The sequence below is a fragment of the Brevibacillus dissolubilis genome, from assembly GCF_006170445.1.
GTDB classification, from domain to species: Bacteria; Bacillota; Bacilli; order Brevibacillales; family Brevibacillaceae; genus Brevibacillus_B; species Brevibacillus_B dissolubilis.
This window is the reverse complement of record NZ_VCNA01000010.1, coordinates 65,963-80,692: the sequence shown is the minus strand read 5'-3', so window position 1 is coordinate 80,692 and position 14,730 is coordinate 65,963. Positions and strand designations below refer to the sequence as shown.

At 49.7% G+C, this 14,730-nt stretch carries 8 protein-coding genes; 1 reads left to right on the top strand and 7 read right to left on the bottom strand.

Annotation, left to right across the window (positions count from 1 at the left end; translation table 11 throughout):
• Positions 1–99 precede the first annotated feature (99 nt).
• The 6 genes from FGI41_RS18455 to FGI41_RS18430 all read right to left on the bottom strand — a co-directional run bounded on the left by FGI41_RS18455 (position 100) and on the right by FGI41_RS18430 (position 10,407).
• Positions 100–1,764: a M4 family metallopeptidase gene (locus tag FGI41_RS18455; RefSeq protein ID WP_139491813.1), complete on the bottom strand. Its 1,665-nt coding sequence runs from the start codon at positions 1,762–1,764 to the stop codon at positions 100–102.
• Positions 1,765–1,977: 213 nt separating this feature from the next.
• Entirely contained in the window at positions 1,978–5,886 is a 3,909-nt protein-coding gene (locus tag FGI41_RS18450; RefSeq protein ID WP_139491812.1) for a S8 family peptidase, read from the bottom strand.
• A 165-nt stretch (positions 5,887–6,051) separates the two neighbouring features.
• Positions 6,052–7,920, bottom strand: coding sequence for a bifunctional metallophosphatase/5'-nucleotidase (locus FGI41_RS18445; protein ID WP_255298533.1), 1,869 nt, complete (start codon positions 7,918–7,920; stop codon positions 6,052–6,054).
• 104 nt (positions 7,921–8,024) lie between these two features.
• On the bottom strand, positions 8,025–8,381 hold the full coding sequence (locus tag FGI41_RS18440) for a YhjD family protein (RefSeq protein WP_139491811.1): 357 nt from the start codon (positions 8,379–8,381) through the stop codon (positions 8,025–8,027).
• Between the two features lie 376 nt (positions 8,382–8,757).
• Positions 8,758–9,213, bottom strand: coding sequence for a DIP1984 family protein (locus tag FGI41_RS18435; RefSeq protein ID WP_139491810.1), 456 nt, complete (start codon positions 9,211–9,213; stop codon positions 8,758–8,760).
• Between the two features lie 210 nt (positions 9,214–9,423).
• Positions 9,424–10,407: an N-acetylmuramoyl-L-alanine amidase gene (locus tag FGI41_RS18430; protein WP_139491809.1), complete on the bottom strand. Its 984-nt coding sequence runs from the start codon at positions 10,405–10,407 to the stop codon at positions 9,424–9,426.
• Between the two features lie 727 nt (positions 10,408–11,134).
• On the opposite strand from FGI41_RS18430, the gene FGI41_RS18425 reads away from it, so the two are divergent.
• Positions 11,135–12,016 carry a helix-turn-helix domain-containing protein gene (locus tag FGI41_RS18425; RefSeq protein ID WP_139491808.1) on the top strand — a complete coding sequence of 294 codons (882 nt, stop codon included), beginning with the start codon at positions 11,135–11,137 and terminating at the stop codon, positions 12,014–12,016.
• Positions 12,017–12,081: 65 nt separating this feature from the next.
• On the opposite strand, the gene FGI41_RS18420 is transcribed toward FGI41_RS18425, so the two are convergent.
• Positions 12,082–14,505 (bottom strand): EAL domain-containing protein, encoded by a 2,424-nt coding sequence (locus tag FGI41_RS18420; RefSeq protein ID WP_139491807.1) that lies wholly within the window; start codon positions 14,503–14,505, stop codon positions 12,082–12,084.
• Positions 14,506–14,730 lie beyond the last annotated feature (225 nt).

Below are 14,730 nucleotides of genomic sequence, written 5' to 3'. Positions count from 1 at the left end.
CAGTAAATGTATTCTAATGAAATAATATACTTTCCCTTCCCCTTCACCCCGCTGGAAAAAGCAAAAAGAGCGCACGAGGGCGCTCTTTTTTTGTAAAGATTAGAGGTTTACACCAACAGCGGAGTAAGCTTGTTTCACGCTGTTAACTTGAGTAGAAGTTGCACCGTAGAGGTCGGTTGCAGCTTTGATTGCAGCATTACGCATGCCAGAGAAGTTGGTGGAAGAAGTCATGTAAAGGGTAAGTGCGCGGTAGTAGATTTTCTCAGTAGCCGCACGGCCGATACCAGTTACAGTTACACCATAGTGAGTGCCACCATCGGAGAGAAGGTAAGCAGCTTTGTTGTTGATACCGGAGTTAGTGTGTACGCCACCGTTGTCTTGAGTACCGGTGTAGCGTTTGCTGTAGTGATCTGGGTCACCGTAAGCAGCTGGGTTAGAGAGGGAACGCAGAGCGTCGCCAGCAGTTGCAGGAGTGTAGATGTCTTCACCCATCAGCCAGTCAGCACGGTCAACCATCGCACCGAAGATGTCGGAGATGGATTCGTTAAGAGCACCGGATTCGTTTTGGTAAACGAGACCAGCAGTGCGCTCAGTTACAGCGTGAGTCAGCTCGTGAGCGATTACGTCAAGAGCAGCGGAGAAGGTACGGAAAGTGGTACCGTCGCCATCGCCGTATACCATGTAAGTGCCATCCCAGAATGCGTTGTTGTAGTTAGAACCGTAGTGAACGATAGAGTTCAGCTTTGCACCTGCGTTGTCGTAGGAGTTACGGCCATGAGTGTTTTTGTAGTAGTCGTATACATCTTCAGCATAAGCGTGAGCGTCTACTGCTGCTTTGTCAGTGAAAGAAGTAGTAGTGCTGGTGATGTAGTAGATGGAGGAAGTGCCGTTTTTAGCAGTATAAGTTTCTACACCTTGACCGCGGGAAAGACCACGGAGGTAGTAGTAGCTACCGGAGAGTGTTACTTCAAAAGTTTGGTAGTTGCCGAGGGTACCATAGCCAGTACCAGTTGCTTCAGGAGCTACTGCGCCTTCAACAGCTGCTTCAACTGCTTCTTTACCAACAGTCAATTTAGCGCCTTGTTTGTCGTATTTGTCATCGTGGATGAGGTTTTCTTGGGAAAGAACTTTACCAGAAACCGCATCTACAACTGTTTGGTAACGACCTGGAGCTGGATCGAGGAAAGAAACTTCAGTTACGTATGCGAGAGTCGCTTTGCCATCTACAGTGTAAACGAAGAGGTTAGCTTCTTCTTTGTTGAGTTTTCCGAGTTTTCCTACTTCTTTGGAGACAGCTTTAGTAGCGATTTTGAGAGCTTCTTTTTTGGAGAGTTTCGCTTCAGTTGCTACGTCAGCGAGAACTTCTTCAGGTACTACTTGACCGAAGTAGGAGTCTACGTTGCCTTCTGCGTCAACGGAAACTGCTTGGTCTGCACCAAATACAGGTACACCGTTCACTTGTTGTTGGAGGCGGAAGTGAGTAGATTTGGTTTCTTTGTCAGAAACTTCACTTTTCACTTTGAAGCTTTCAGAAGCGTTCTTGATTTTGAAGTCACCTTTTTTCGCTTCGAGGAACGCGATTACGGTTTGCTTCTTGTCAAGACCTTTTGGAGCTACCCATTTTTCACCAATGAAAGATGGAGTGCTGAATTCTTTGTTGAGAGTTACTTTTTCTTCTGCAGCGAAAGATGGAGTTGCGCTAACGAGTGAAGTACCAAGGACGACAGTTGCGATTACGGATGATGCTACTGCTTTCTTATTCACAAATACCCCTCCTGAATCAAAAGTGTTTTTTATGTTATGGCTTTATTCTAAAATATTTTTATAGATTGTCAACGTTTTTCTGATAATAAAAAATCGTTTGAGAAAATAAATTTGCTTAATAAAGATACTCTAATGGTGAGATAAAAAACGGCAAAAAGAAAATCCCTCTCACCTAACAATAGGTGAACGAGGGATTTTTTAATATGAGTATATCTATTCATTTGTGGTGAATGAAATCTGGGTCGTAAGCAACTCAGGGTAACCGACCGACCAGGTCAATGTATAATCGCCTGCTCCCCACTGGCTTGCCTGCGGAAGGATGATGCGGTTCCAGTAGGCTTCGGCCTTGGCTTGATGGATCATCGTATCTCCCTGTCGGACCGTAATCCCGGGCTCGATCACTTGCGTACTGACCGGGCGATAGGTGCGCTCGCTGCTGTCATAGGCGGCAACCGTCCATTGTCCGTTGGAATTGGTCGTCATGCGAAGCGGTACGGAGAGGCTGGTGCTCTCATCGTAGACCACGATTGCGATTTGTTGAATTTTGTTACTGTAGGTATCGTGGACGTTTACATCATAGACAACTGTGTCCGGGTTCTGCTCATCCGCTTGCACGCGTTGAAGTTCTGCTGTGAATGTGTCGCCTGCTTCGAAGACATATCCGTTTTTGCTTTTGACCGGTTGGGCATCGAGCAGGAACGTGGTGTTGACTTCATTCTGCGTCGTCTGTCTGAGCAGCTGGAAACGGTAGTCGGCCGGCTGCACATAGAGAGTCTTGCCTTCCGTGAGTGGGAACAGGTCGAATTCTTGGGCTGACGGGTTCCGGCTTACCCCAACTGACCAGTGTGTTTGGCTCTGTCCGTCAGCAGGCTGGTCTGTGATGGTAACAGGTACCAGCTTGGACTTGACTGGTGCTGGCTTGATTTTGGCAGTCGCTTTGCTTACTTTAACCGGCTTGGGGTAGATCACATAGCCCTGATCGGTCGTCTCAAAAACGGTGAGATCATAGGCGATTGGATCGAGCCATGCGGTGTTGCTGTCACTGTGGACGCGGATGGTCTGCGCACTGTCACCAGCGAGTGCCACATCGGTGAAGCTGCCTGCTGGCAGTTGGAATGCAATCTTTCGCGGAAGGGCGGTTGGTTCGGAGAGATCAATATCCCAATCTTCCGCTTCCGCTGTCAGCACACGCTCAACCAAAACAGGAACACTCTCTTCTGTCACACCCGCGATCCGAACCAGATAGTCCTGTCCTGCTTCCAGTTTTTCAAATGGCAATTCATCATTGCCAAACCCACCGAACGGATCGCTGATAAAGTCAAAGCTTTTTTGTTCAATCAACCGCTTGGAACGCGGGTCATAGACACTGACACTCAACTTGCCGAAATCTTCGCCCTCCGGACCTGTGACGCTCACCTCTGTCGATGTCGATGTATCTGCCGAATCCACGATGGTGATCTCGCCCAGCTTGGCTGTCTTGGTTTTGAGTGGGAGGGTTGTATCGCTGTAATCGACGTAGAGCTGATAACGGCCGGCGGTTAGGCTCTCACCGGTTGGGATATAGAACATCCGCTCTGCTCCGCCCACGCTCCAGACCTCCTCCCCTTTTTCATCGAGGAGCACGAAGCCGGGTGAGGCACCGTAGATGGTTTTAAGGACTTGTTCATCACCAAAACGAAGCTGGAAGCTGGTTTCGACTGCATCCCCCTTCCGGTAAGTACCGCTGACCTGCTTGTCAACGCGGATCGCCGGGTCTGCGACTTGGAGGTAACGCTGTGAGCCTGCTGCAAACGGTTTGACCGACTTCAATCCGTAGATGCTCGAATCATCCTCGGTGTCATGTGCCAGTTCCAGCGTGTAGTTGATCTGGCCTGGATTGACGAACAGTCTGGTTTTGTTGGTCACCTGCATCTGGGGAAGAGTAAGTCCGTCCACTTGCGGAGCCCAGGTACCGCTCTTGACCCATTGTGGGAGATGGAATCCAAATTGCTTCGCCTCTGACAGATTGAACGTCACCTTGGACAGCTTGTCCCCCACTTCCACCTCTTGACGCAGGAAGAAGTTGATGCCCGTAGGCTCCAGCCGGTATGCATACATCGCATAGCGTCCGGGTGAAAGAGTTGCTTTCAGGTTACCTTGTTCATCCGGCTGACTGATCATCGCCAGGTCGTGTACCTCTGTCCCGTCGATGACAGGTAAAAAGGCGTAGGTCGTATTGTCATAGTTGGTCTGACCATTTTTGTTGGTGATCGTTTGCACATCAAAAGTCTGGGAGCGGCTGATGTCTGCTGTGATCTCCTTGGAATCTGGTGTCACTTGATGAATCGATGTATAGAAGACTCCGTCCTGATCCGGGTCTTGGTTCAGGATCACTGCGAGATATCGTTCTCCCGACTGGATCAGTTCTTGCGGGATATAGGCCAGACCATGGTCATTGAGCATCGCTTGAAAAATCATGCTGTAATTGTCTGCGGCTGGAGTGCCGTCTTCATTGGTTCTCGACCCATATCGGTAAAGCTGTACAGAAGAGCCGTACGCAGGTTGGCCGGTAAAGTCGAGAGCTTGGACGCGAATGCCGGACTCATTCTGATTTTTCACCTTGACAGAAAGCTGCATCGGTTGTCCAACCGGATGATTAGCCGTATCCATTGCTTGAATCATCAATAAGTGGTTTCCATCTGTTACCAGCCTAGAGTCCCAGTTAAAATTTACCATATTTTCAGATATTTTGAATACCCCTAACTTTTTACCTGCTTCTGTACGTACCTCGATTTGCGTTGCCTGTGGGGTAAGAATCCGTAGGTCAAAAGTGACATCTCCCCAGAGGTAGTCACCTTGGTTTGGTGACAGTACCTGAATCGGTGCCTGCTGGTTGTCATATTGCAGAGCCGCGTCGATTTGGACGAGACCGTTCCCTGTAGCAGCATCGAAGCCTGGCTTGTCAATATCTTTGGAAGTTTTTTCCAAAGCGTTTCGAATTTCGGTTGGACCCCAGCTTGGGTGAGTGTATTTGATCAGAGCTGCTGCACCTGCTACCAGTGGAGTCGCCATCGATGTTCCGTTGAGATAACGGTAATCCTGATTCACATAGGTACTGAGGATGCGTTCGCCGGGTGCAGCGATATCTACTGCACTGCCGTAGTTACTGAAGGAAGAGGATTGCTCGGTACTCCCGACTGAGGCAACGGTTAAGGTATCGGCATAGAGGGCCGGGAATTGGGTTTCCGTTCGTGTCCCCTTGTTTCCTGCGGAGCAGATGATCAGGACGCCTTTGGCCGTGGCGCGTTTAACCGCTTCTTCCACAAGCTTGCTGTTGCCTGTCCCCCCTAAGCTCATATTGATGATATCGGCACCGAGTTCGACTGCCTTGTCAATTCCCTTGGCGACGGTGAGTGAGTTGCCTTTCCCGTTGTCACCGATTACTTTGATCGGGAGCACCTTGACCGGTAGCTTGCCTGTCACACCCGCCACACCGATGCCGTTATCTGCTTCGGCGGCAATGATTCCGGCTACATGTGTTCCATGGCCCACTCTGTCGGTAGGGTCGGTATTGTCATCGACCGTGTTGAAGCCGCCTTGCACACGATTCTGCAAATCTGGGTGGGTGGTCTCCACACCAGTATCCAGCACCGCGACGGTCACTTGACTCTTGGTCGGGCCGCTCCAACTGCGAAGCAGCTCCCATGCTTCTGGAACATGTGCCAGCGGCAATCCATATTGGTCATAATAGGATGGGTCATTGGTAACGGGAGCAGGATCTTCATGTAACTCGAATAAATAATTCGGTTCTACATAAGCAACATTGGGATCATTGGCGAATTGGGCAGCCACTTGAAGGAGGTTGCCGCTGTCTACTTTGATGAGGGCGGTTTTGCCTGATTGTCTGGCTACACGCACGGAAGCGGCAATACGCTGGGCAGATTTGGCCTGGCCCTCTGATTTATATTGAACAATGATTTCTTTGGGGGCGTAATCAGCTTGTGCAAACATCGCGCTGATCGCCTGCTGCTTGGTCTGTACCTCATTGGACGCAGGTTGAGCCGCAAACGTTACAGGACTGTACCCGCCAAGCGTCAATGGGAGCATGAGCGCTGCGATCAAACCGCGCTTTTTGTTGAACATGTTGCTCACTTCCTCCTCACATTATTATAAATCAATTATCATCTTACCGAATTTGAAAATATCTGTCCATCTCTCGGGCTTTTTATACAAAAAGATATAAAAAAAGACCGGATGCCTACACATCCAGTCTTACTCTTGATGCGTTTCCTTGAGAATCTCTTTTGCTTATTTGACCTCGACGATCCGTCCCTCTACTTTTGGATTGATCGTCTTGCGGGCAAGCAGCGCTTCTTCCATCATGCTGTACAGCGTAATTCCTGTATTGAAGGCTGGCTTTTTCAAAGTAGTATAGCCGTCGCCGCCTGCTGCGATGAAGTCATTGGTCGCTACTTTGTAGGTTTTGGCCGGATCGATCGGCTGACCTGCTACTTTGAGTTCGATGAGCCGCTCGCCTGCCGGTTTTTTCGGATCGTACGAGAAGCTGAGTCCGCTGACCTGTGGGAAACGTCCTGCACCATTCTCCACATCGCTGACACCACTCTCAAGTGCTTCCTTGATCTCAGCGCCGGTCGCTTCTAGGACCACGAGCGTGTTCGGGAATGGCAACAGTGAATAAAGATCTTTTTTGGTCAGATCCCCTGCTTTGAGCTGGGTACGGATACCGCCGCCGTTGGTGATGGCGATGTCGGCTTCATGGCCCTTGATCGTTTTGGTCTTCTCCACCATGATGTCGGTGATCAGATTGCCTACGTTAGTCTCGCGTTTGCGGACAAAATTGCGGTCACCGTCGAGATCCACCTCGGATTTGACGATTACATCTTTCATGACATCATCGACGCGTTTGACCACGTCTTTGACCATCTTGTCGATCTCAGGGTCAGCCTTGATTTTTTCATCGTATGGGAAAAGTCCGCCGCTCATGGTGACCAGCTCGTTTTTATAATAGTAAAGATCAGCGCGGCCGAGAGATTTGCCGTATTCCCAGTCTTGCAGGATATAAGTTCCGTTCACTAGTTCCGGCTTTTCGATCTGGGTATGGGAATGACCACCCACGATCAGGTCAATCCCTTCGACGCTTTTGGCGATCTCGCGGTCAACCTCAGCCCCGACGTGTGAGAGCAGGATGATGTGATCTGCCTCTGTCTTCGCTTTCGCCACGGTTGCTTTGACTGTCTCAATCGGAGCTTTGAATGTAACTCCTTTGACATTATCCGGGTGGGTCAGGATCGGAGTGTCTTCGGCTACGACGCTGATGATTGCATATTTTTTACCGTTGACCGTGATGTTGATGTAGGGACGGAGCAGCTCAGAGCCGTCTTGCTTGATGACGTTGGCATTGAGGATCGGGTATTGAAGCTGGCTGGCCAGCTTGTTCAACTGTTCGACCCCGAAGTCAAATTCGTGATTGCCTGCGGCCATGGCATTAAACCCGAGCTTGTTTAAGATCGGGACAACGGATTCACCTTTGAACTGGTTGACGAATACGGTGCCTTGGAACGTATCACCCGCGTCTAAGAGTAGGAGGTTTTCGTTTTCTTGGCGCCATTCCTTGATGATGGTCGCAAGCTTGGCATAGCCGAATTCTTTGCCGCTGGGATTCTCTTCGATATGACCGTGGACATCATTCATGTGCGCGATGGTCACATGCTCCGTAATCGCATCCCCGAGTGCTTGCAGGAACTCCCCGCGCTTCACTTGGGCTTGCCCTGACAGCTTGAGAGAAATGCCAAGTTTATTGGCAATTGTCTGAATTCGGATGGCAGTCGGATTTGCATTAGGTGATTGTGCTTCTGCTGCGGTGAGTGCACCTTGCTTCTCTGCCCAGTTCAGGGACGGTGCAGCCCAGTGTCCATTGGCAGCCGGTGTCAGCTTCTCCCCTTTGACACGGGTCAGCAATGTGACGGCCTCCGCAAAAGTGATCATACGCTCTAATCCAAGCTCCCCGTTGTCATAGCCGGACACGAGTGCCTCTTCCTTCATCCAATCAGCATGCTGAACCGGATGAATCGGTGCTGCTGCGGCCATTCCAGCGAACAGACTGGACACCAGCGCAGCAGACAGAATACTGACGCTTGCCTTACCCCATTTGATCAACGAAAACCTCTCCTCTCTAGAATGAACCTATCGATTCGTAAACATTTCTATCCTAGTATAGCAATTCTAGTGAGAAGTTGGGTAATAACTTTATGTAAAAACTTCTATATTGGCGTGGTTTTGTTGATCGTTGAGACTAACTCATCCACCTTGGCCTGCACCAATGCCTGGATTTTGTTCCGGCGCATCCGAAGCATGTGAGTCTCACCGCGGTGCTTCCAGAGGAGAAACAGCTCGCCACGCTCTTCATGTTCGGCCAGAATCCGAATGTCCAAACGTTTCAAATCCTTCTGTGCAGCAAACGCCATCGATCGGGCTACCGGAAGCAGAAATCGAAGAACATGTGCATAGCCATAGCTTAGTTTGGTTGTGGACAATTCAATCAACTGGGCATCATGCTCCAGCTTCGGGATGGCACGTGTCCAAGCAAGGTAGGTTGTGATCAGTTCCGTTGGAGTCATGGTGGTCACCTCATACGTATAATATAGAACGTGTGTTCTTATATTATGTGCGAACATGGTGATTATGTGTACTTTTGTGATAAAAAGTAACAATCATGAACAAAGAAAAACCTTGGACACGATAATCCAAGGTTGTAATGATCATATGTTCCCCATACCCACCCTCACCAAAAAAGGAATCCAGCACAATGGTAGTCATTCGTAATCGGTTATTTGTACGAGTGTAATTGGTACTGGGCAAAAATGGTTATGGTAATGCCCTGCCCCAAGGCCCAAGGTTAGCAGTTTTAGCTGTTGTTTTTGCACTCGCTATTCCATTTTGGTTACCTTCAAAATTTGTTTCTTCTATTATATAAGTGTAATCATATAGATTATTTTACATCAGATCCGTTGACCAGTTGATCGCTTGGATGGCGGTGTCAACTTGGCGGAACTCTTTGGAGAGTCGGTCGACCTGTTTTTGTAGGCTGGCGACATCGACTGTAGAGACGATCTTGATCTCGGAGTGACCGTAGCGCATATCCATGATGGATGCGTTATCAATCAACTTTTGCAGGATGCCCCGGTGGCGCATGATCGATTCGCGTTGGATCAGCGCGTCTGCGATGGTTCCGTAGGGCTCCATCCCGACCGTGGAGTTGGTGCGGTTGATGCGCTTGACCAAGTCGGTCAGGTCGCGGTTGAGCTGTGTGACTTCATGAAGAAGTGTCTGCGGGTCTTCCTGGGGCTTGTCCCCCTCCTGCACTTTGGCGTTGCGGGAAAGACGTTCACGTAGTTGTTCCAGTCGTTTTTGATAATCGGCTCGTTCCAAAAGGGCTTCGGCCAGTTTCATCCCTAAATCACCTCGTTTACCGCAAGGCGGCGTCTCTGTTTGGTAAGATATTAGACATAACCTGGAAGGAAAAGTTGCGGACACAATCAAAAAAGCCTTTTCTCCTGGAAGAAAAGGCTGGATTGGGATCGAGAGAGTTTGGCGAGTATCGCGGTACCAATCATTTTCTCTGCTTGGGGTTTGGGGGTCAGACGACAAACTTTCCAAGGACTATTCGGCGGGTGGTAGCTGAGTTGGTCGGTTTGGCTGGGTCGGTGGTTCTGACTGGGTTGGAGTTTCCGGCGTGGTCGGCGGTTTTGGCTCGTTTGGAGGGTTCGTCGTGGTCGGTGGCTCTTTTTCCGTCTGTGGATCCTTTGACGGCTGTTCACCTTCTCCCGCCATAAAGCCGCTCCGGCGTGCCTCCATGATCATGAACGCCCAGACCGGCATGGGTTCCTGCAGCCTTTTTTTCCAGTAGTCTGGGGATAGAACTACTCCCTGTTCGGCGAGATAGTCGATGGATTGGAGTGCCTGCTTCTCGACTTCGGGGTCAAGCGGCGGTAAAGCTGGTGCAGAGACGAGGACCGGCTCGGCAGTCTCTGGCTGGGTGGTGGCTGGTTTAGCTGGCTGGACGGGTTTGGCTGGTTGAAGGGGCGGAACCGTTTGGGAAGAGAGTCGTTTTTGCACCTCTTGCTTGAAGCGGGCGAATTCACTCGGTTTCTCGATCCATGGCCGTGGACAGTCCTTCCATCCGACTACGGCTTTGTGCGTCCAGATCTGGTCCACTCCCAGCTGAAACTTTTTCAGCAGATAGGCAACCAGATCAGCGGCATTTTGAAACGTAGCCTCGGTGATTTGGCTGTTACTGTTGATGCACATCTCGATGCCGATGGTACAGTTGTTGGGGTAGGTACTCAGCCTCTTGATTGCATCAGGTGTATAGGTCTGGGAGCCAACGTGATAGGCCATCTCATTCATCGGGATAATCTGATAAATGCTGGTGTCATCGACGGAAAAATGGGCGCTGGCGTAGCGGTCGGTCTGACTGTCCGCGGGGTTCTGCTGTTTGAGACGGCCAAAATAACGCAGGATGTTGATCGCCGGAGCACCCGGTGATGCTGTCCAATGCATGACAATTCCTTTGACAGCCTTGAGCTTGGTGCCAGGACGGCTGTATGCATTGACATCAATGATTTCTTCTTGGATCGGTAACATCTACTCCACCTCCTTCTTTTCTTAATATTACGGAAATACCTATACTCTTCCTTCTATTATAGTTATGTTTATGTAAAAAATAACAAAAAGACTGGACCCCTATCCAGTCTTTTTGCCCAAAACCTGCTTTGTTTTTTTGGATCTCACGGACTTGTGTCATGCACGATCGTTTACTTTTACAGACAGGTAGTGCCGATGCTTTCTCTTCCGGCGAAGGACTCAGATGATGCCCAAGCTTCTGTGTTTTTCTGTGGCTTGGCTTCTGTCTGGCCTCTGCTCTTTTGCTCCCGGTCACTATGATGCTTATGCCTGTCATCATGATCGCATCCGTGAGTATCTGTACTGCCCTGCTGCTGTGATGACTATTGATCAGAAACCCAGTCACGGTCATGTTGTTCCGTATGAGGGCTTGGCGGTTGCAAATATTGGATAATCTTAGCTGAAAAAAAGCACGAATCTTTCTATAATAGAAGAAAAGACTCGCTCCCACTCTAAAAACTTGATTACCAGATCGCTCATGTTTTCTACACCCGTTACTCTTTATTTTTCTATTTCTTTGTTTCTATCTCTTTGTATCTATCTTACCTTGTTACCACCGAAGAAAAAAACGCCGTTTTCAGCCATTTTCAGCCATTTCAGACGATTAGGCGCGATTATGAGAGGTGGACGTTTTGGAATTGGCAGACTATATAATCATTGTTATATTTTAGCAGGGCGGTGATACAAAATGGACGTTGAACACGTCGGAGCCAGTATTCGTGAGCTTCGCAAAGCACTTGGGCTGACTCAGAAAGAGCTGGCCGATCAGATCTGCACCCAGGCCCAGATCAGTAAAATCGAGAAAGGACAAGTCCTCCCTTCCGTTGAGATCATGTACCGACTGGCCAAACGACTTGGGGTGGATCTGCATTATTTTTTCGGGGTGATGGAGACACCTCGGCTGGATTATGTCAACGAGGTGATTTTTCAGATCAGGCAGGCGATCCGGTTCCGTGATTACCGGCAGGTCTGGGAGATTTTGATGCGGGAGGAGTCGAATCCACTGTTCCAGAGTAAGCCGAATAAGCAGTTCATTCTCTGGCACAAGGGAATCTGCCTCTATCATCTGTATGAGGATCAGGAGCAGGCGCTGGAGGTGCTATCTTCGGCGCTTTCGCATACAGAGACGACAGAGCGCAACTATTCGGAGCGGGAGATTGAGATTATGGTCAGTATCGGGGTGATCCATTTTGCCGAAAAGCAGTTCGAGCGGGCCACCGAGGTGCTGCTTGATGCCAACAAACGGCTTGGGCGCCTGCCTTCACTGCAGGATCGGACGATCAAGCTGCGCATTCTCTATAATCTGGCGAAATCGCTGACAAGCAGCGGGAAGTATCAGGAATCACTTGCTTTTTGTGATCAGGGAATCAACCTGTGTATCACATATGAAGTGCTGTATCTATTCGGAGAATTGCATTATCAAAAAGGCCGCAACCTCGCCTATCTGGGGCGTCTCGCGGAAGCGGCGGAGCAGTATGAGAAGTCGATTATGATTTTTACCTTGCAGAAGAAGGATATGTTCATCCCTTATGTGGAGGAGGACCTGCGGCAGTTTGGGGTTAAGCTGTAATAAGCAGTCAAAAAATAAAAGACATGGACGTCTGTCTCCATGCCTTAAGAAACATATGATATACACTACGCATGAGCCGGGGTCAAAAACATCCGTTCAAACTCATCTGCTGGAACTGGTTTGCCGATCAGATATCCCTGCATCTCGTCACAGCCAGACTGGGTGAGGAACGACATCTCTGCTTCTGTCTCCACCCCTTCGGCAATCACTTGCAGATTCAGGTTGTGGGCCAGTGCGATAATAGTCGCAACGATCGCGGCGTTGCTCTGGTCAACAAGCAGTTCCATGACAAAGGAACGGTCAATCTTGAGCCGGTCTACCGGAAAGTTCTTGATATAGCTAAGTGAACTGTACCCGGTGCCGAAATCGTCGATTGCAATCTGGACGCCGAGCTGCTTGAGTTCTCCTAACGTTGCAATGGCACGTTTTACATCCATGGTCATGCTCTCGGTGATCTCCAGCTCAAGATACTTGGAGTCAAGCCCGGTGTCACGCAAGACATGGGCGATGCTTGGTACGAGGTCGCGTTGCCAGAATTGACGGGAAGAGAGGTTGACTGACATGCGGAGCGGTGGATAGCCAAGCTCCTGCCAGCGTTTGTTTTGCAGGCAAGCCGTACGTAGAACCCATTCTCCAATCGGTACAATCAGCCCGGTTTCTTCAGCTAATGGGATAAAGTCACCGGGGGAAACCATGCCCCGCTCGGAGTGCTTCCAGCGGACAAGCGCTTCTACTCCGATAATCTGGCGCGTGATGCCGTCGATCTGCGGCTGGTAAAAGAGTAAAAATTCGTCGCGTTCCAATGCTTTGTGCAATTCATTCTCCAACAGCATCCGGTCATAGGCTCGGGAATCCATCGCCGGGGAATACCATTTGAAATTGTTTTTGCCTTTTTCCTTGGCTTTGTACATGGCTGTGTCGGCCCGCTTCATCAGGGTGACCGAGTCCGTGCCGTGGTCTGGATAAGCGGCAATCCCGATGCTTGTGGTGATGTGTATCTCGTGCCCCTGGATCATAAATGGCCGCTCAATCGCTTCGCAGATCTGGCTGGCGATCCCCTCCACCTGTTCGACTGTACGTCCAGGAAGCAGGATGGTGAATTCGTCTCCCCCCATGCGTGCGACGAGGTCGTTCGAACTGACACAGTTTTTCAGGCGTATGCCGACCGACTGCAGCAACAGATCGCCGAAGTCATGTCCCAGCGAGTCATTAATCACCTTGAAACGGTCTGTGTCCAGAAACATGACGGTCAGCGGTTGCTCCTGCCGCTCTGCATCTAACAAGGCCTCCTTGAGCCGCTCATCGAACAGACGACGGTTGGGCAGATCGGTCAACATATCATGATAAGCCATATGATTAATCCGCTCTTCTGTCTGTTTCCGCTCGGTAATATCACGGATGATGACGTATACCCCGACGATCTGTTCATCTACAAAGATCGGAACGTCGGTCACATTGATCTCAAGCCGATAACCGTCACGGTGAAAGATCGTTACATCAAAGTTCTGTGACTCTCCCTGACAAGCCTTGACAAAATGCTCACGTACCACCTCAACATGCTCAGGCTCAATCAAAGACATAAACGGAATCGTATCAGTTAATTCCTCGATGCGGTAGCCCGTCAGCTTGGTAATCGCGGGATTCATGCTGTTAAGCATTCCATCTGTCGTAAATGACAGGATGGCATCTTGGTTGTAGTCAAACAGGGACTTGTATCGTTGCTCGCTCTCTTTGAGCATCAGCGACTTTCTCCCGATCTGACGGTCGCTGGCTGCTCCCAACAGGACAATGACCATCAGCAATAATGTAGCCACCCCGATAAAATACGGAAAGGCGACAGAATCGATCATCATAGATGGCGTATGACTTCCATCATGTTCTGTTGAATAGAAGCTGGCTGCTGCCATCCCCGTGTAGTGCATACCTGCAACAGCCAGACCCATGATCAGCCCCCCGAGCCCTTTTAACCAAAAAGAGTCGCGCATCCGCTCATCACGAAATCTGTGGGAGATCGCCATCGCTACAATCGAGACCCCGATCGCCACTGCAACAGAGAGGCTAAACAGAAGTGGGTCATACTGGATGACCGCATTCATTTTCATCGCTGCCATTCCGATGTAATGCATGGAGACAATCCCCATCCCCATCCAAAATCCACCGACAAGCAAATTCTTGATCCCAAGTACCGGATTGCTTACGATTGCCAAAGCGATCCCGGATGCCACCATCGCCGCGATAATGGACAAAAGCACCAGACTCATATCATAATGAACCGGAATCCCAATGTGCACCGCGAGCATGCCCACGAAGTGCATCGCCCAGATTCCCGTTCCCATCGCAAATGCCCCGCCGAGTAACCATGTCAATCTGGCCCGACCTTTCGTCGCACTGACACGTCCAGCCAGATCAAGAGCAGAGTAAGACGCGATGCTTGCTATTATGATGGAGAACATCACAAGCGTTGCACTGTAAGATTGCTCTAATTCCATCGCTCCACCCCCTTTTCCATACGGCAGTGACGGTATTTTTTAATTAGTGACTCCCTTTATTATAGATAAAATTATACGCATCGCAAATAAGAAAACCTATACCCAAATAATAGAAAAAAGCCGCACGAGGCGGCTCTTCTTTCTTTAGGCTGATCAATAGCAGTCGAAGTATGCAATTCGGTTCAGGCGAATGCTGGTCCATTCCCACTGATTTCTTCTCCATCT

Coding starts and splice junctions, on each gene's coding strand:
- FGI41_RS18450 (WP_139491812.1), bottom strand. CDS start 5,886: ATGTTCAACAAAAAGCGCGGTTTGATCGCAGCGCTCATGCTCCCATTG.
- FGI41_RS18440 (WP_139491811.1), bottom strand. CDS start 8,381: ATGACTCCAACGGAACTGATCACAACCTACCTTGCTTGGACACGTGCC.
- FGI41_RS18435 (WP_139491810.1), bottom strand. CDS start 9,213: ATGAAACTGGCCGAAGCCCTTTTGGAACGAGCCGATTATCAAAAACGA.
- FGI41_RS18430 (WP_139491809.1), bottom strand. CDS start 10,407: ATGTTACCGATCCAAGAAGAAATCATTGATGTCAATGCATACAGCCGT.
- FGI41_RS18425 (WP_139491808.1), top strand. CDS start 11,135: ATGGACGTTGAACACGTCGGAGCCAGTATTCGTGAGCTTCGCAAAGCA.
- FGI41_RS18420 (WP_139491807.1), bottom strand. CDS start 14,505: ATGGAATTAGAGCAATCTTACAGTGCAACGCTTGTGATGTTCTCCATC.